Here is a 17836-nt window from a genome sequence, read left to right on the forward strand (position 1 = left end):
GTCCTTCTGCTGTGCTGCCAGGTGATTGAGTGTGCGCCTGTCTCCGGTGGCCGGCTACGTGACGGGGATGGAGGAAATGTTCAGGATGTTGCCCTCGCTGTCGAGGAACCACGCACCCTTCCCCATGCCTTCCATCGTCGCGATGCCGTTCTCGGTTTTGAGCCCCGGCATGTCGTACTCCTCAAAGACGACGCCGCGGCTGCGCAGCTCTTCCACTTCCCGTTCCACGTCTTCGGCGCCCCAGCCCATCTGCGTGTTCTTCGCCGAACCGGCATTGTCCGTCCGGTAGAGCAGGAACCCGGTACCGTTGCCGCACTGGTAAACCAGGTTGTCGTTGTCAATGGTCTGGGTGGGTTCGAGGCCCAGCTTGTCCCGGTAGAACTCCCTTGCCCTGTCAATGTCCTTTGCGGGCAGTACGGGCATGACTTGCAGATCCTTGAGCATGACGGACTCTCCTTGTGCATTAATGGCGTTGCTCTCCCCCTGAAACAGTCCGGCCGTGCCCCGCCGGGCCTCGTGGCCGTCCTTCCCGCCGATTGCCGGGGCGGCCGCCTGGAACCCCTGCTTCCGCCGTGGCACAGGACAGCGGCGGGAAGTTCCCGAAGTCTACGAGGCCATTATGGAACCGAATGCGCCGGGGCGAAATAGGGGAATATTTGACCGTCACCGGGCTGCTGCCGGTGCGGTTATTTCCGGGCCACCCGCAGCGCTTTACGTATCGCAGCACCGGCCACTGAGACCAGGGGGACGAGGCATACCAGCGTGGCGATGGTGTTGGGGCGGAAAGTGGCGTGGCCATTAACCGTCCGGTACACACCCAGCGGCACAACGAAGCCGCCGCCACCGCCGCCGGATGCCCCCTGCTCCGATTCCGTGCCGCCGCCGAAGCCGAAGGACACCAGGGCCACGGGCACGATTTCCTCCCCGCCCAGGTTCAGTGGCGGGCCGTATGCGCGGGCGACGCCCATGTTCTTGAAGGAGTCTGCAAGGGACGCAAGAGTGTCAGCCATGGCAACAGGCTAGGCATGCGGGCACCGCGCGGGAAGGACCATAGGTCCCGCCTGAGGCACCCCTGTTGGGAGGTGGCCGTGTCCGGATGGTGCGTGCCGCCGTCGTCCCTTGTCCTACGTGCGGATTTCCGCAATCCGCCACCGGACGATGTCCGCCAGCACGTCGTCGGGCACGAGGTGGTCCGCTGTGAAGCGGATGGTTCCCTTGGACAGCGAGTACCCGTCGAGCCGGCCCGCCACTGCCTCCACCACTGCTGAGGAGAACGGAAAGATCGAGAGGTGCTTTGCCGTGGCTATGGCGGCCACCAGCGGTTTGCCGTCGAGCTTGAGGGCGGGCATGCCGTAGCTCATGCCCTCCGTGGCGTCGGGAGCCAGGGTCCGCGCAAGCTCCACCACGTGCTGCAGGCAGCTGCGGTCCGGTTCCTCAATATGGGCCAGCGCCTGGTCCACAGCGCCCACCGGAGGCCTCAGCTCTTCCTGGCCGCGACTGTGGAAGCCAACGCCGAGAGTCCCCGTTCGAAGTCGGCGCCCACCATTTTGTCCATGTTCATGAACAGCGCGAACACCCTGCCCAGGCCCTTGTTCTCCCCGGTCATCCGCCAGGTCACTTCAGTGCCTCCCGGGGCAGGGGTGAAGCTGAACGTGGTGGGGTTCAGCGCCTTGAACGGCCTGGTGAACTGCAGCCGGATCCGGACCAGGCTCGAAGGCACCGATTCCTCGATCTCCATGGTGCCGCTGCCCGCCTTGCGGTTGCCGCTCCACTCATACCCGGCCCCCGTCCCGGATTCACTGCCAAAGTAACGGCGGCTCATGCCCGGATCGATGACCTCCCACGGGGACCATGCGGTCCATTCGTGGAAGTTGTTGACCAGTGGAAAGATCTCTTCGGCGGCGGCAGGGATGACGGCAGTGCGGCGGACTTCAAAGGTGGACATGGGCCAAGCATAGGGGCGGGAGCCGCTGCCGTTAAGGGAGGACCACGTTCACCGGGTCCTTGCCCTCGAGCAGCAGCCCGATCTGCTTCCGGAGCAGCCGGACCATCCGGGGGAACATGGCAGAGCTGGCGCCGCCCACGTGCGGGGTGATCAGCACGCCGGGGGTGGTCCACAAGGGGTGGTCAGCGGGCAGCGGCTCCGGATCGGTGACGTCCAGGGCTGCCCGGAGGCGTCCGCTTGACGTCTCTGCCAGCAACGCTCCGGTGTCCGCTACCGGCCCACGGGCAACGTTGACCAGCAGGGCGCCGTCCGGCATGGCAGCCAGGAACTTCGCGTCCACCAGTTGCTGGGTGTCGTCGCTCAACGGGACGCTGACCACCACGATCTCGTGCAGCGGCAGCTGCTCGTAGAGCGAGTCGATCCCGAGGATGGCGCCGCGCTCATCGTCGCGGGCGCGGCTGGCCATCCGGGTGACCTCGGTTTCAAACGGCAGGAGCCGGGCCTCGATGGCCTTGCCCACTCCCCCGTAGCCCACCAGCAGCACGCGCCGGTCGGCCAGGCTGGGCCGCTGGCTGTTGTCCCATGCGCCGGTTTGCTGGTTCCGGACAAAGTCAGGGATACCGCGCTGGGAAGCGACCATCATGCCCACGGCGAGCTCCGCCGTGGACGTCTCATGGACTCCCGCCGCGTTGGCGAAGGTGACGCCTTGGGGCAACACCGCGGCGACGCCGTCGTACCCGATGGACTGGCTCTGCACCAGCCCGACGTCGACGCCCTCCAGCGCGGAGAGCGCCGACGGTTTGCCCATGTAGCCGGGGACCACCAGGTCCAGCCGGCGTTCCGGCGGCGGCCCGGTCAGGTCCCAGAGAACAAAGTCGACGCCGTCCATCGGGGCCAGTGCGTCCAGCAGGTTTTGGGCGGGCAGGCAGACGCGCAGGCGGATAGTCATGCGGCCACCATCAGCTTGACGTTGGCGGCCCTCAAGGCATTCTCGATTTCCTGCGGCGGCGGCGCATCCGTCACCAAGACGTCGACGGCATCGAAACCCGCCAGCCGCGCCAGTGCGTACCGCAGCATCTTCTGATGGGTTGCCACCACCACCACCTGTTCGGCTGAATTCATAAGGGCGATCTTAGTGGCGCGCTCCACGTCACGCTCAATATAGAACGCCTCGTCATGGATGCCGCTGACGCCGATGAAGGCTGTCTTGGCACGGAGGCCGGCGGCGGCGCTGATGGTCATGGGGCCGTTAAACGCCTGGCTGTCCAGCAGCAGCTCCCCGCCCAGGCAGATAGTGCGTGCCGCCGTTAGCTGCAGGCAGCGCTGGATGGCGGGCGCGGAGTGCGTGATGACAGTGCCGGTAAAGGACGTGGGCAGTTCCTGCGCGATCTGGTAGGTGGTGGTGCCGGCGTCGAGGATGATGGCATCCCGCTCGCCGACCAGCGATAGACAGGCCCGGGCCACCCGCAGCTTGGCCTCCGCGTCCTCCCGGACGCGTGCAGCGAAGTTTGCGTTCTGGCCGTGCCCGTCCACAGCACTGACGCCCCCGTGGACCACCCGGGCCAGCCCGCGCTTGGACAGGACCCGGGTGTCCCTCCGCACCGTCATGTCGGAGACCGCGAACGTCTCCGCCAGGTCGTTGGTGGAAATGAACCCCCTGCGACCGAGTTCATCCAGGATGGTGCGCTGGCGGGGCGTCAGCGGAGCCTCTTCATGTGTGGTGCTCATCGGCCGTTCTCCCTCCCCAATACGCCGGGCAGGAGCCTGGCGGGATGTTGCAATTCCAACACGTATCTTCTTATGAACGTACCCCGACGGCGGCATTACCCAACTCCACGGGACGTCCTTCCGTAATAGAACGTTCGGCAGCGAGGCCCATGCGGACCGACTGCAGGCCGTCCGCCACGGTGACCTCCACCGGACCTTCACCCAGGATGGCCTTCCGGAAGCCCAGGTGCTCATAGTAGGTGGAGCCGTGGTGCGCGCCGGCCGCCAGGACAGCCTCATCCACCGGAACGTCATGCTTTTCGGGGCCCAGCGGGGACCGTGGGCTGAATTCCACAGTTGCCTCAGTCTCGTCTCCGGGAATCCAGTGATTGGCAGCTACCGGGATGAGGGTTTCAATCTTGGCAGCGTCCCCCACAACGGAGATCCGTTCCTGGAACTTGGATCCTTCGGCAAACATGGACAGCTCCAGCATGGCCCTGCGACCGCCCTTGAAGTCAACGATGACGTAGGCGTTGTCCACCATGTCCGAAACCCGTCCGTCATAGACCTCGTCCATATGGTTAACATCGTGGCCGCCGCTGGCATAAACCCGCACCGGCTCGTCCTGCAGGATCAGCCGCATCAGGTCGAAGAAGTGGCAGCATTTTTCAACCAATGTGCCGCCGGTCCGCTCTGCGAAGCGGTTCCAGGCGTCCACCTTGTGCAGGAACGGGAAGCGGTGTTCCACGATGGAGAGCATATGGATGTTGCCAAGCCTGCCGCCGTGGGCCGCCTGGATGATCTCCTGCACCGGCGGCATATACCGGTACTCCATGGCAACCCATACTGGTGCGGAGTAGTTGGCGGCCAGCACCTCAAGTTCGTCTGCCTGCTCCGCGCTGGTGCACACGGGCTTCTCCACGAGCACGGGCAGGTTGGTTCCGCTGGCGAAAATGTCCTTGAGGATGCCCAGGTGGGTGTCGTTGGGGCTGGCGATCACGAGGGCGTCCACCAGCCCTGATGCCAGCAGTTCCTGATGGGAAGGAAATGTCCGGACCTCATAGCCGATCTCCTTCACCGTCTCATCCAGGGACGACGACGTGGGATCCGACACTGCGGTGATCCGGCTTCCCGGGATCAGGGCAAGGTTCCGGACATGTTCACGGGCCATATGGCCGGCTCCGATGAGGCCGTACCGGATTGTCCGTACTGATTCCGCAGTAGGCAATGACATGAGCTGCTCCGTTTCTCTACGTTGAGTGGGGGGACCGCGGCGTTGCATCCCAAACACAACTATACAGAAAGTGTTGTTTTTCCAACATGCTATGTGTATATTTCTTCAGTACCAGCCGCAACTACAACGAGGTGGAACGTGCCCCAACCGTCAACTGGACCCCTGCTCTTCGTAGGCTGCGCCACCCTTGACTCCATCGCCCTGGTGCAGGACTACCCGGCGGCGGACAGCCGCACTGTCGCCACGGACTTTGCGGCGGCGGGCGGCGGCCCCGCAGCCACCGCAGCCGTCGCGGCGGCCCGGGCAGGCGCCAACACTGCCTTCGCCGGCGTCCTCGGCACTGATGAGGAGGGTGACCGCATCATCGCCGGACTCGAGGCCGAGGGCGTGGACACCTCCGCCGTCATCCGCGATCCCGGCGTCAAAACCGGCGCCAGCGTGATCATCGTCAGCAGGGCCACCGAAAGCCGGTCCATCGTCACCCGGCCGGTGCCGCCGGTCAGCTTTCCCAAGGACAGCCGATTCCGGGAGCTGCTCGAATCCGCGGCCTGGGTCCACACGGACCACCTGGGCTGGAACGCGGTGGCTGGTGCCGGCACCGCCGCCCTGAACATCAGCGTGGACGCCGGCAACCCCATCCCTTCCTTCAGCCCCCGGGGCGTCGCACTCTACGTGCCCACCATCGAAAGGCTCGCCGCCGAGTACGGCACGGACCTCTCCCCCGCGGCGCTCCTGGGCAAAGCGGTCGACGACGGTGCTTCCGCCGTCGTCGCCACCGCCGGCGCAGACGGCGCCTGGGTCCTGGAACGGGGCGGCGAACCCGTCCACGTGCCCGCCACGCCGGCAGAGATCGTTTCCACCCTCGGCGCCGGCGACGTCTACCACGGCGCCCTGTTGGCCGCAGTCGCCGCCGGGCTTCCCCTGGTGGAAGCTGCGGCGTTTGCCGGACGCACCGCCGCCGCCTCCTGCGCCGGGCTGGACGGCCGCTCGGCCATCCCGCACCAGGCCGTCACCTCCGAACTTGCCACCAACCAACCTGCCTAGCCCCAATACCAGCCAGCTGAAAGAAGCAGCCCATGAGCCACACCGACCTTTCCCCCCTGCAGCGCCCCTCAGGCGCCTTCGCGATGCTCGCCGTGGACCAGCGCGAAGCCATGCGCAACATGTTCGCCGAGCACACGGACAAGCCCGTTACCGACCAGGACCTGCAGGACTTCAAGCTGGAGGCCGCACGCATCCTCAGCCCCTACGCCTCGGGAATCCTCATCGACCGGCAGTTCGCCCTTGACCAGGCCATCGAGGCCGGCGTCGTGGACCCGGGCTGCGGACTCATCGCTTCCGCGGACCACTTCGAATCCGCGCACGGCGAGCTGGTGGGCGAGGTGACCATCGACCGCCTGGTGGAGCCGCACAAGTACAAGGCCCTCGGCGCCAAGGCCCTGAAGCTGCTGGTGCTGTACCGCCCCGACGAGCCCGCCGAGGGCCGGGTGGCCATGGTCCGCGAATTCGTGGAGAGCTGCCGGTCCGCCGGGCTGATCAGCATCATCGAACCCGTCTCCCGCAAGCCCCTTGCCGGCGGCGACTTCGACTGGAACGCCGGCATCCTCGCCGCTGCCAAGGAACTGGGCAGCCTGGGCGCCGACCTCTACAAAGCCGAGGTCCCCTTCAAGGGCCAGGCCTCCGAAGCAGAGGTCCGCGCCGCGTGCGCCGAACTGACCAAGGCCATCGACGGACCCTGGGTGGTCCTGTCCTCGGGTGTCCCCGAAGACGTCTTCCCGGACGCCGTCCGGTGGGCCTGCCTGGAAGGTGCCAGCGGCTTCCTCTCCGGGCGCGCCGTGTGGGCCTCCTGCATCGGCGCCCCCGACGTCGTCGAATCCCTCTCCACGGACGCCGTCCGCCGGCTGCAGCGCCTCTGCGCCGTGGTGGACGACGTCGTCTCCAGCCAACGGACGCACGCCTAGGCGCGGTTGGAGCGCCGAAGCGTCGCCGGGGCAACCCCTCTCCGCAGCAAGCAAACAAGGCACAGCAAACACTCAACGAGGAGAATATTGTGAGTCAGATTTCACGCAGGCAGGCCATGGCCGTTCTCGGCGCCCTGGGCTTCGGCGCCACCGCGGCGGCGTGCGCCGGGCCCGGCGGTTCCACCGCACCCGGAGGAGCCAGCGGACCGGCTGCCCCGTCCACCGGCGCCGTCACCGGCAAGGTCTCCTTCGCGCACTGGCGCGGCGAGGACAAGGCCGTGTTTGACGAACTCATTAAGCGCTTCGCAGCAAAGCACAGCGGCGTGGAGGTGGCGCAGGACATCTCCACCTCCAACGACTACAACGCCCAGGCCCTGCAGAAGCTGCGCGGCGGCTCCATCGGCGACGCCTTCGCCACCTTCCGCGGCGCCCAGTTCAAGAACTTCACCGAAGCCGGGATCTACACCGAACTCAAGGACAGCCAGGCGGTGAAGAACTACCAGAAGGGCCTGCTCTCCGCCGGACAGAACGGGGACAGCCAGCTGGGCCTGCCCTACCAGGTGGTGTTCCCGATGCCCATGGCCAACGTTGATCTCTTCGACAAGGCCGGCGCCGAGATTGCCCCCAAGAACTGGGACGCCTTCCTGGGCATGTGCGAGAAGCTCGCCTCCGCCGGCGTCATCCCCATCTCCTGGCCCGGCGGCGACGTGGGAAACGGCGGCCAGCTGTTCAACTGCATGATCGCCAACAACGCGCCGGTGGACGACATGTGCGCCCAGATCGAGCAGGGCAAGCTCAAGGTGACCGACGACTGGTTCATCAAGATGCTGAACCAGTACAAGGACCTGGTCCCGTACCTGCAGCCCAACGCCACCGGCACCGCGGTGGAGCCGGCACAGAACCTGTTCTCGCAGGGCAAGGCCGCCATGCTGGCCACCGGTTCGTACCACATCGCCGCGGTCCGCGGACTAGGTGCCAAATTCCCCATCGACCTGGTGTTCCCCAACACCACTTCCGACGGCAAGGGCAAGTACGAGGGCGCCTACAACGCCACCTTCATCCTGGGCGTCAACTCGGCCAGCAAGAACCAGGCCGCCGCGGCAGCGTGGATCGATTTCCTCTCCGAGCCCGAGAACGCCGGCTACTACGCCAACCAAACGGCCCAGCACGTGTCCGTGGACAAGGTGGAGTACACCAACCCGGACCTGAAGCGGCTGAGCCCCTGGCTGCAGAAGAAGACCGCCCTCGCGGCACGGTTCCAGTTCAACAACCTGGACGTCCGGAATGCGGTGGAGGCCAGCGCAACGGCCGTCATCTCCGGCACCAGCCCGGAGCAGGCAGCCGCAGCCGCCCAGAAGATTGTTGACGAACGGCTATGAGCATCCATCCGGGAACCGCTGCCAAGGGCAAGGCACCGGAGAGCCCAACTCCCGCCAACACGGCCAAGGTGCGCCGCCGCTCCCCCACCCGGGTGAATCCGGCCCTGTACCTGTTCCCGTTGCCTGCCGTCGCCGTCGTCGCCTTCTTCCTGGTGATGCCCACGCTGCAGGCCTTCCAGTACGCGATCACGGATTGGAACGGCTTCTCGGCGGCGTTCAACTACGTGGGGCTGGACAACTTCATCCGGGCGTTCACCAAGGACTCGCTGTTCACCAACGCGCTGACCAACAACCTGAAGTTCGTGCTGCTGGTGGTGATCGCGCAGACGATCTTCTCACTGATCCTCGCTCTGCTCCTGACGAAGAATTCCCGTGGCAGCATCCTGCTCCGCGCCCTGTTCTTCTTCCCCACCATCCTGTCCTCGGTGTCGGTGGCCTTCATCTGGAAGTTCATCTACGATCCCAACTTCGGCCTGGCCAACACGGTCCTCAAGACGGTGGGTGTGGACGGCGGCTCCTACCTTGGTAACGACGCCCAGGCTCTCTATTGGGTCGCTGTCACCCAGGTGTGGTTCCATTCCGGCCAAATGATGGTGGTCTACATCGCGGGGCTGCAGGCCATCCCGCGCGAACTCTATGAAGCAGCGGAAATGGACGGCGCCAACAAGTGGCAGCAGTTCAAGTCCATCACCTGGCCGTTCGTGGCCCCTGCCACGTCCATCGTGGTGGCCTACACCACGGTGCAGTCGTTCAAGGCGTTCGACCTGATCCTGGGCATCGCGGGAAACCCGCCCAAGAGCTCCCTGGACATCCTCTCCACCCGCATTTACAGCACCTTTGCCAACTCGGAGTTCGGCTACGCCGCCGCCCAGTCGATCATCTTCATGGCGATGATCGCCCTGGTCACCTGGCTGCAGCGCCGCTTGCTCCGGCTGACCCCGAAGGGGGAATAGCAGCATGCTCGCCTCAATAAGCCGCCGCGCCATCCTGGCGATCTACGCGGTCATCATCATCGTTCCGCTGACCGTGGTGGCCTTCGGCAGCTTCAAGACCACGCAGGAACTGTTCGCCGGGCCGTTCAGCCTCCCGCACTCCATCGCCCCGGACAACTTCGCGGAGGTGGTGGGCGGCCAGAACCTGGGCTCGTCCTTCATGAACAGTGTGATTGTCACGGCCGTCTCCGTGCCGCTCACCCTGTTCCTGGCCAGCCTGGCCGGCTACGCCGTGTCCCGGCTGAAGGGGTTCATGTCCTGGGCCATCTTCGGTTTCCTGGTCCTCGGGATGGCCATCCCGGCGCAAGCCAACATGGTGCCGCTGTACGTGCTCTTCGGCAGGTTAGGCCTGCTGGACAACCTGGGCGGCCTGATCCTGGCCAATGTGGTGTCCACCTTGCCCATCGCAGTGTTCATCCTGGGCGGGTTCATGCGGACACTGCCCAAGGAACTCTACGAAGCATCCTCCATTGACGGCAGCGGGCCGTGGAAGACCTACGCCTCCATTGCCCTTCCGCTCTCCGCCCCCTCCATCGCGGCCGCCGCGATCTTCCTGTTCGTCATCCACTGGAACGAGCTGCTGTACCCGCTGCTGTTCATCCAGACTCCCGGCAACCGCACCCTGCCGCTCGCGCTGCTGAGCTTCCAGGGCGAATTCCAGACCAACTACCCGCTCCTGTTCGCCGGCGTCATCCTGGCGTCCCTGCCCGTGGTGGTGGCCTACGTCTTCCTGCAGCGCTACTTTGTGGCAGGCATCACCGCCGGGGCGAGCAAGGGATGAGTACGACGACGACGGGCGGCTGCGCGGGTGGCCGCGCCCTCCCAGCCAACGAAAGGCACCATTCATGAACCTCAAATCGGCCCGGCACCTTATTAACGGCAGCTGGCATACCGCCGGAACCGCCAAGGACGTGACTGATCCTGGCAACGGCAGCACCGTGGGCGAGGTGGCGTGGGGCACCGCCGGGGATGCCACGCAGGCGGCCGATGCCGCGGCGGAGGCCTTCGGCCCGTGGTCACGCACCACCGTCCGCAACCGGGCGGACCTGCTCCGCAACGCCGCCGACCTCCTGGCGGAACGCCGCGACGAACTCGCGCACACACTGGCACTGGAAGCCGGCAAGCGGCTCCCGGAGGCACAGGGCGAGGTGGATTTCTCGGTGGAGTATTTCCGCTGGTTCGCGGAGGAAGCCCGCCGGGCCACCGGCACCCTCAGCCCGCCCGAGCTGCAGGGCCGCCGGCACCTGAGCACCCGCAAACCCATCGGTGTGGCCCTCAGCCTCACGCCCTGGAACTTCCCGGTCTCCATCCAGGCCCGGAAGCTCGCCGCCATGCTGGCTGCTGGCTGCACCGTGGTGGGCAGGGTGTCCGAGAAGGCTCCGCTGGCCGCCACAGGACTGTTCGAGGTCCTGCACGACGCAGGGTTCCCCGCCGGTGTGGTGAACCTGGTCCACGGTCCCTCCCGTGAGATCACCGGGGCATTGATGTCCCACCCTGCGGTCCGGGCCGTCAGCTTCACCGGCTCCACCGGAGTCGGCAGGCAGATCATGGCGTCAGCCTCGGAGCGCGTGGTCCGGCCCCTGCTGGAACTGGGCGGCAACGCACCCTTCATCGTGTTCGAGGACGCCGACCTGGACGCGGCCGTCGAAGGCGCCATCCTGGGCCGGCTGCGCAACACCGGCCAGTCCTGCGTGGCCGCCAACCGGTTCCTGGTCCAGGACAGCATCGCGGACGAGTTCGCGCAGAAGCTCGGCGCACGCTTTGACGCGATGAGCATCGGCCACGGCGTTCCCGACGCCGGTGCACCGGTTCCGGACCTCGGCCCGGTCATCGACGCCGAAAGGGTGTCCGCCGTTCAGGCACTGGTGGACGACGCCCTGGAACGCGGCGCCCGCCAGGTCACCCAGCGGACTGCAGTACCTGGCAAAGGCGCCTTCATGGCACCCACACTGCTCGCCGACGTCCCGGACGACGCACCATTGGTGACCGATGAAGTGTTCGGCCCGGCGGCCGGCGTCGTCACCTTCTCCTCGGAGGAAGAGGCAATCAGGAAGGCCAACGCCACAGAGATGGGCCTGGCCGCCTACGTGTGGAGCAGCAGCCCCAAGCGCGGCTGGGACATCCCGGAGCGGCTCGACGCCGGCATCGTCGGCGTGAACGACCCCTTGCCGTCGGTTGCCTTCGCCCCCATGGGCGGCGCCAAGCAATCGGGCCTGGGCCGGGAGGGATCAAGCCTGGGCCTCGAAGAGTTCGAGGAGGTCCAGTACGTGGCCTGGAGGCCGTAAATGCTGACCACCGGGCTGGTGCTGGGCGCCGTCGTCATGGGCGCCGGGATGCAGCGCGTCACCGGCATGGGTTTCGCGCTGGTGGCCGCCCCCTTCCTGGTCCTGCTGCTGGGCCCGGTGGAGGGGGTGGTGCTGGTGAACGTGTGCGGCGCCGTCACTGCGGGAGCCATCATCTTCCGTGTGGTTCGGGACATTGACTGGAAGCGGTACTTGCTGCTCGCGGCCTCGGCCCTGCTGGGGATCATCCCGGCGGCGATCCTGATCCGCCTCATACCGCCGGCCATCCTGGAGATCTCCATCGGGGTGATCCTCGCCGTCGGCCTGACCGTCCTGCTGGTCCTGAAATCCGCCACCCTGCCGGAGCGCCGCCGCTACCTCTTCACCGCCGGCGGCCTCAGCGGGTTCATGAACACGGCGGCAGGCGTGGGCGGGCCGGCCGTCAGCATGTACTCCATTGCCACGCGGTGGCAGCACAAATCCTTCGCGGCCACCATGCAGCCGTACTTCTTCACCATCGGCACGTTCTCCCTGGTCTCGAAGGCGATCACCGCTCCCGCCTCGTTCCCGGCGCTGCCGTTGGCCATGTGGATCGCCGTCGCCGTCGCCTGCCTGGCCGGCCTGGTACTTGGTGACCTCGCCTCAAAGCACGTCCCCGCCCGCGCCGCCCAGATCCTCCTGATCGTCCTGGCGTATCTGGGCGCGGCAGCCACCATCATCCGCGGCGTATCCGACGCCATCGGCTGACCTGACATTTTGCACCTTCACCAGAAAGAGGACATGACATGACCTGGCTCGACAGTGCCGCCCACGCACGATGGCTCGAGGTAGAAACCGACCGGCTCATCAATTTCGCCGCAGCCTCGAAGGTCCCCACGGGATTCGGCTGGCTCGACAACTACGGCAAGGTGTTCGCCGACAAGCCGACGCACCTCTGGATCACCGCACGGATGACCCACAGCTTCGCCGTCGCCGCACTGATGGGCCGGCCGGGCGCTGCACTCCTGGTGGACCACGGCATCGCGGCGCTCAACGGAGCCCTCCACGATGATGAGTTCGGCGGCTGGTACGCCGAGGTGGACGGGAACGGTCCCGTGAATGACACGAAGTCCGGCTACCAGCACTCCTTCGTGCTCCTCGCTGCCGCCAGCGCCGTCGCCGCGGGCCGCCCCGGCGCCCGGGAACTGCTGGACGAGGCGCTGCGGATCGCCGACACGAAATTCTGGGACCACGGGGCCAACATGTGCTTCGACTCCTGGAACCGCGACTTCACCGAAACCGAGGCCTACCGCGGCGGCAACGCCAGCATGCACTCAGTGGAGGCGTACCTGATCGTCGCCGACGTGACCGGGGAGAACCGCTGGCTGGAACGCGCCCTGCACATCGCCGAGGTGCTCATCCACGACTTCGCCCGCAACAACAACTACCGGGTGTTTGAGCACTTCGACCCGGAGTGGAACCCCATGCCGGAGTACAACACCGACGACCGGGCCAGCCAGTTCCGCGCCTACGGCGGAACCCCCGGCCACTGGGTCGAGTGGGCGCGCCTGCTCCTCCACCTCCGCGCCGGGCTCGAGGCCCGCGGCCTGGACGTCCCGGCATGGTTGCTGGAGGACGCCCGCGGCCTGTTCGACGCCGCCATCCGCGACGCGTGGGAACCTGACGGCCACCGTGGCTTCGTGTACACGGTGGACTGGGAAGGCAAGCCGGTTGTCACCACCCGCATCCGCTGGGTGCCCGCCGAGGCCATCGGGGGCGCTGCCGCCCTCTACATCGCCACCGGCGAGACAAAGTATGCGGACTGGTACGAGCGGATCTGGGACCACGCCCGCGACTGGTTCATCGACTACGAGCACGGATCCTGGAAGCAGGAACTCGACGAGAACGGCAACGTCACCTCCACCGTCTGGTCCGGCAAGGCGGACATCTACCACCTGTGGCACTGTTTGGTGGTCCCGCGCCTTCCGCTGGCGCCCGGCCTGGCCCCAGCAGTCGCAGCCGGACTGCTGGACGCGCGCCTTAACCAGACACAGCGGGTCAACGAGGCTATCAGCCGCTGATTCCGTCCGGCCAGGTTCGTACACGGACACCGACTTCGGCCGCCGGTAGGAGATCCTTTACAAGGGGCGGTTCGGGGACCGTGCGGTGGCTCCGCACGGCAGGAGCAGGGCGTCTGTCATGTCCGTGACAGACCCAACGATCCGGTAAATTTAAGGGAGGAATTGTCAGGCGAGCAGCGCCGCATTCCACCCCTCCCCCTTGAATGGATCCTCACCCCCATGTCCTCCGCGACTTCCGCGCCCGTGCCTGCCCGTTTTCCGTATGCCGCGATGGCGGTCCTTGCCACCATCGCTTTTACTGCCATCACCACTGAACTCCTGCCGTCCGGCCTGCTGCCCCAGATCAGCACCGGTTTGGGGGTCTCCGAGCCGGTGGCCGGCTACCTTGCCGCCGCCTACGCCGCCGTCATCGTGGTCACGGTGGTTCCGGCTGCCCGCCTGTTGGGAAAGATTCCCCGGCACGCCCTGCTGGTGGGCCTAGTCCTGACCTTCGCACTCAGCAATGCCATGGTGGGACTGGCACCGGATTTCACCTCGGCGATGATCGCGCGCCTGGTGGGTGGCCTGGCACATGGGCTGCTGTGGACAACCATGGCGCCGTTTGTCTCCCGGGTGGTCCCGGCGGACAAGGTGGGCAAAGCCCTGGCGATCGTGTTCAGCGGCAACAGCCTGGGCCTGGCCATCGGCGCCCCCGTTGGTACGGCTTTGGGCGGGTTCCTCGGCTGGCGCGCAGCGTTCCTGGTGCTCGCCGGGTTCGGGGTGGTCCTGACCGTGCTTGCATTCTGGCTGCTCCCCCGCGTCCGGCGCATTTCGGATGCCGCCCGGCCGTCACTGCGCAAGGCCATCGGCCAGCCGGGTGTGAAACCAGTGGCCATCGCCTGGCCGCTGCTGGTCCTGGCCCACTTCGCGCTGTTTACCTACATCGCCCCCTTCATCCGCGAGGCCGCGTTGCCGGACTACGCCATCAGCCTCTCCCTCACGGTGCTGGGCGGGTCCGGGTTGCTGGGCATTTGGATTGCGGGACTCACCGTGGATTCCCGGCCGCGCCGTTCATTGCTGATCACGACGGCGGCCATCGCCGCGTCGATGTTCCTCCTGCCTTTCGCGGTGGGGAACCTGCCCCTGGCCCTGGTCTTGATGACCATTTGGGGGGCCGGCCTGGGCGCGATCGGTATCTACAACCAGTCGGCGATCCTCCGGGCCGGCGGCGAGTACAGCGAGGCTGCGAACGGGCTCACCGTCCTGACCATCCAGTTGGGCATCACCATCGGCGCGCTGTACGGTTCGGCGGCGCTGGTGGTGGGCGGCCCGCTGCTGGTCCCGGCCGCGGCCGCGATACCGGTGGTTGCCGCGTTTGTGATTACGCTCGCCGGGAAGCGGTACGCGTACCCGCCGGGCCCCCGCGAACGCATCTGGCTGGAGCCTCGTCCCATCAAGGAAAGCGTCAAGGACCGGGCTTGATTCCTGAATCGATTGCTCCGTAGATGCCGTTTTCACGCCCCAAAACGGCATCTACGGAGCAGTCGATGAACCCTGTGATGACAAGCTAGTCAAAAGTTTGTCGCAAACCCGTAACCTTTGTGACCTCAGTTTCGATCCACTAAGTGCGGGGATAACCCGCCGAGTTGATACCAAACGAAAGAGTTCGTCAACGGAGGGTCTCATGTCTTTCTTCACTGTCTCAGGCAACAAGCTCGCCATGACTGTGCTGGCAGCAGGAGCTTTGGCGGTGGGCGGCACGGGCGTAGCCGCCATGGCAGAGTCGCTGCCGGACACACCGTCCGTCCTTGCGGAAACGGAATCGCCGTCGCCAAGCCCCACGGCAACGGAAACCGAATCCCCCGAGCCAACTCCTACGGAAACCGAAACCGAGGCGCCGGAACCTACGCCAACGGAAACGGAGACAGAAGCGCCGGAGCCTACGCCAACGGAAACAGAAACGGAGTCACCAGAGCCGGCCCCCACGGAAACGGCTGACCCCGAACCTTCGCCCACGTCCACGGCCGCGGGACCTGACGCCACCGGCCCTGCAGCCTTCGGCCTTTGCAATGCCTTCACCAATGGCGGCTTGAGCACCACGTCCACGGCCTACACCGCCCTGGTCCAGGCTGCGGGCGGGGAGGACGGCGTTGGTGCCTACTGCGCCACTGTTGCGGCTCCCGGAGACGAGGACGCCGAGGACGGCGACTCCCCTGTTACGGCAGGGCAGGACCAGCAACAGCAGCTGGTAAAAGAGCAGCGCCAGGGCGCAACCTCATCCAACGGCGCCGGACACCAGGCCGGTACCAGCGCCAAGCACTCCAACAACGGCCAGCGGTAGCTGTCGTATGGCGCTGCTGCCCCGGGACGCGCTCACCGTCCCGGCGCAGCAGCCAATGTGGAGAGCGTTCCAGGGAAATCTGCCGCAGGGGGGGCGGATGCAAAGGATTGAGCACGAGGCAGAGCCGTCAGGAAAGACGGACGACAGCATCTTTTGTGCTGCTTACCGCGAATTCTCGCCTGGGGTGCTCAGCTACCTGCGCTCACGTGGCGTTGAGGACCCCGAGGCTCTGACCCAGGAGGTCTTTCTGGCCCTTGTCCCGCAGCTCGGGGACGTGCGCGGCGGGATGAAGGGCCTCAAGTCCCTGGTCTTCTCCATCGCCCATGCCCGCTACGTTGACGAGCACAGGCGAAGGCTGAAGACGCCACACACCACGGACTACGACCCTGATCAGGACCCGCGCTGCAGCAGTTCGGCCGAGGACGACCTGCTGGCGGTGGAAAGCTCGGGCAATGTTAAAGCCTTGCTGAGTGATTTGCAGCAGGACCAGCAGGATGTGATCACGCTGAGGATCGTGGCGGACCTTTCCGTTGAGACGACGGCGGAGATCATGGGCAAGACCGCGGGTGCCATCAAACAACTGCAGCGCCGGGCCCTCTGCCGCCTCCGCAAGCTCTGTACCCCGTTACGGGAGGACCGGTAATGACGACTGAAGACAAGGCCCGGCAGAAGTACCGGCTCGAGGACGAACAGTCCGTCGAGGCCCTGCTGGCCGAGGCAGGCTTCCCGGACGACGCGGGACTTCGGGAACTGTTGCTGCAGCTGCGGACGCTCAGGGTTTCCGAAGTCCCCGCTCCGTCAGCCGAGCTTGCCGCACATCTGGGTGAGTCCGAAACGGCCGACGTGATCTGTTTGGAACCGGGCAAGCCCCGGAAGAAGAAGTACGTCGTCATCACTACGCTCGCCGTGGCTGCTTCCTTCGGTATTGCCGGCGGCGCCGCGGCCGGAAACGAAAACGTCCGCCGTGAAGCCGGGGAAAGCGTCAGTGCCGTCATGGGCTGGTTCTCGCCTCCGGCCCCTGCGACTCCTGCACCCACCCTTCCCGCCGAAGCACCAATGCCCGGGCCCGCTGTCATACCCGCTCCCGCGTCGGACGTACCCACTGCTGCGCTGACCCACGGGCCTTTGCCTGCTCCTCCTTCGGCACCCGCCCAGTCCACCGACCGGATTGCTGCCGAACCTCCGGAGACACACGAACCGGCCGCTGATTCACCTGAAGTTCCCTCGGATGGCCTGACCGGGATGCCGGCAGATGCTGGCCACGGAGGTGAGCCTGGCGCCAAGGCCCCCGGACAACGCGGCGGTGTCGCCCCTCCTAATGCGGGCGGGCCGGCCATCCCCGGCAGCGATGCCGCCGAACCCAAGGCCAGCGGCAAAGAGGTGGCAGAACGCCCCGACACGACTGCCGAATCGCCCACGCCCAGGGCCAAAACAAAACCCGGCCCGGCACGTTGATCCGCAGGCATTCAGAACGACCGCAGGACTTCCGAACGAAAGCCGGCAGCCGCCGTCGAACTTTATGCGCAATACGTCATCGAGTGCTCCGTAACTGTCGTTTTCAGGGTCCAAAACGACCAATATGGAGCAATCGATGGGACTTAGTCGCGGTACTTGGCCACCGTGAACAGGAAGGTGGAGTCCTCCTCCGCGTGAAGACTGTGCAGGCCGGGCGGGACGATGAGCAGGTCGCCCACCTTGCCCTGCCAGGATTCACCGCCGGCGCGAAGGCTCACGCAGCCCTGGATCACGAACACGGTGGCGTCCCCCGGATTCTGGTGCTCACTCAGTTGGGTTCCGGCCGTCATGGCCATCACCGTCTGGCGAAGGATCTTCTCGTGGCCGCCGTACACAGTGTCCGCAGCCCTGCCGTTGGTGGAGCCGATGGCGGCCTCGAGCTGCTGCCGGGCCAGCGCATCGATCGATATCTTCTGCATGGGCCCAAGGCTACTCACCAGC

At 66.2% G+C, this 17836-nt stretch carries 20 protein-coding genes; 12 read left to right on the top strand and 8 right to left on the bottom strand.

Features of this window, described 5'->3' with window-relative positions:
* Window positions 1-54: 54 nt before the first annotated feature.
* From ASG86_RS06715 to ASG86_RS06745, 7 genes are all read right to left on the bottom strand, one after another.
* Complete coding sequence (locus ASG86_RS06715; RefSeq protein WP_056331924.1) at window positions 55-444, bottom strand: VOC family protein; 390 nt, start codon at window positions 442-444, stop codon at window positions 55-57.
* 242 nt (window positions 445-686) lie between these two features.
* Entirely contained in the window at window positions 687-1010 is a 324-nt protein-coding gene (locus tag ASG86_RS06720) for a hypothetical protein (protein WP_056331827.1), read from the bottom strand.
* Window positions 1011-1124: 114 nt separating this feature from the next.
* Window positions 1125-1469, bottom strand: a complete 345-nt coding sequence (locus ASG86_RS06725; protein ID WP_056331829.1) for an iron chaperone — start codon at window positions 1467-1469, stop codon at window positions 1125-1127.
* Window positions 1470-1477: 8 nt separating this feature from the next.
* Window positions 1478-1945 (bottom strand): SRPBCC family protein, encoded by a 468-nt coding sequence (locus ASG86_RS06730; RefSeq protein WP_056331831.1) that lies wholly within the window; start codon window positions 1943-1945, stop codon window positions 1478-1480.
* A 31-nt stretch (window positions 1946-1976) separates the two neighbouring features.
* A complete protein-coding gene (locus ASG86_RS06735; RefSeq protein ID WP_056331833.1) occupies window positions 1977-2894 on the bottom strand; it encodes a 2-hydroxyacid dehydrogenase in 918 nt (305 codons plus the stop codon).
* Window positions 2891-3673: a DeoR/GlpR family DNA-binding transcription regulator gene (locus tag ASG86_RS06740; protein ID WP_056331835.1), complete on the bottom strand. Its 783-nt coding sequence runs from the start codon at window positions 3671-3673 to the stop codon at window positions 2891-2893. Before ASG86_RS06740 ends, ASG86_RS06735 begins: the two co-directional genes overlap by 4 nt.
* A 70-nt stretch (window positions 3674-3743) precedes the next feature.
* Complete coding sequence (locus ASG86_RS06745) at window positions 3744-4886, bottom strand: Gfo/Idh/MocA family protein (RefSeq protein ID WP_056331838.1); 1143 nt, start codon at window positions 4884-4886, stop codon at window positions 3744-3746.
* A 138-nt stretch (window positions 4887-5024) separates the two neighbouring features.
* On the opposite strand from ASG86_RS06745, the gene ASG86_RS06750 reads away from it, so the two are divergent.
* From ASG86_RS06750 to ASG86_RS06805, 12 genes are all read left to right on the top strand, one after another.
* Window positions 5025-5930: a carbohydrate kinase family protein gene (locus ASG86_RS06750; RefSeq protein ID WP_056331840.1), complete on the top strand. Its 906-nt coding sequence runs from the start codon at window positions 5025-5027 to the stop codon at window positions 5928-5930.
* A gap of 32 nt (window positions 5931-5962) precedes the next feature.
* Entirely contained in the window at window positions 5963-6847 is an 885-nt protein-coding gene (locus ASG86_RS06755; RefSeq protein WP_056331842.1) for an aldolase, read from the top strand.
* 89 nt (window positions 6848-6936) lie between these two features.
* Window positions 6937-8226, top strand: coding sequence for an ABC transporter substrate-binding protein (locus tag ASG86_RS06760; protein ID WP_056331844.1), 1290 nt, complete (start codon window positions 6937-6939; stop codon window positions 8224-8226).
* A complete protein-coding gene (locus tag ASG86_RS06765) occupies window positions 8223-9179 on the top strand; it encodes a carbohydrate ABC transporter permease (RefSeq protein ID WP_056331846.1) in 957 nt (318 codons plus the stop codon). The genes ASG86_RS06760 and ASG86_RS06765 overlap by 4 nt, the downstream gene beginning before the upstream one ends.
* Before the next feature lie 4 nt (window positions 9180-9183).
* Entirely contained in the window at window positions 9184-9999 is an 816-nt protein-coding gene (locus ASG86_RS06770; RefSeq protein ID WP_056331848.1) for a carbohydrate ABC transporter permease, read from the top strand.
* A gap of 64 nt (window positions 10000-10063) precedes the next feature.
* Window positions 10064-11503 carry an NAD-dependent succinate-semialdehyde dehydrogenase gene (locus ASG86_RS06775; protein ID WP_056331850.1) on the top strand — a complete coding sequence of 480 codons (1440 nt, stop codon included), beginning with the start codon at window positions 10064-10066 and terminating at the stop codon, window positions 11501-11503.
* Window positions 11504-12247: a sulfite exporter TauE/SafE family protein gene (locus tag ASG86_RS06780; RefSeq protein ID WP_056331852.1), complete on the top strand. Its 744-nt coding sequence runs from the start codon at window positions 11504-11506 to the stop codon at window positions 12245-12247.
* Between the two features lie 38 nt (window positions 12248-12285).
* A complete protein-coding gene (locus tag ASG86_RS06785; protein ID WP_056331855.1) occupies window positions 12286-13560 on the top strand; it encodes an AGE family epimerase/isomerase in 1275 nt (424 codons plus the stop codon).
* Window positions 13561-13779: 219 nt separating this feature from the next.
* On the top strand, window positions 13780-15021 hold the full coding sequence (locus ASG86_RS06790; RefSeq protein ID WP_056331857.1) for an MFS transporter: 1242 nt from the start codon (window positions 13780-13782) through the stop codon (window positions 15019-15021).
* A 202-nt stretch (window positions 15022-15223) separates the two neighbouring features.
* Window positions 15224-15880, top strand: coding sequence for a hypothetical protein (locus ASG86_RS20485; protein ID WP_056331858.1), 657 nt, complete (start codon window positions 15224-15226; stop codon window positions 15878-15880).
* A 97-nt stretch (window positions 15881-15977) separates the two neighbouring features.
* The gene (locus ASG86_RS06800) at window positions 15978-16523 is read left to right on the top strand and encodes an RNA polymerase sigma factor (RefSeq protein ID WP_056331926.1); all 546 of its coding nucleotides are present in this window, start codon (window positions 15978-15980) and stop codon (window positions 16521-16523) included.
* Complete coding sequence (locus tag ASG86_RS06805) at window positions 16523-17335, top strand: hypothetical protein (protein ID WP_056331860.1); 813 nt, start codon at window positions 16523-16525, stop codon at window positions 17333-17335. The genes ASG86_RS06800 and ASG86_RS06805 overlap by 1 nt, the downstream gene beginning before the upstream one ends.
* A gap of 143 nt (window positions 17336-17478) precedes the next feature.
* On the opposite strand, the gene ASG86_RS06810 is transcribed toward ASG86_RS06805, so the two are convergent.
* On the bottom strand, window positions 17479-17814 hold the full coding sequence (locus ASG86_RS06810; protein ID WP_056331862.1) for a cupin domain-containing protein: 336 nt from the start codon (window positions 17812-17814) through the stop codon (window positions 17479-17481).
* Window positions 17815-17836 lie beyond the last annotated feature (22 nt).

The organism is Arthrobacter sp. Soil764 (assembly GCF_001428075.1).
GTDB lineage: Bacteria > Actinomycetota > Actinomycetes > Actinomycetales > Micrococcaceae > Arthrobacter.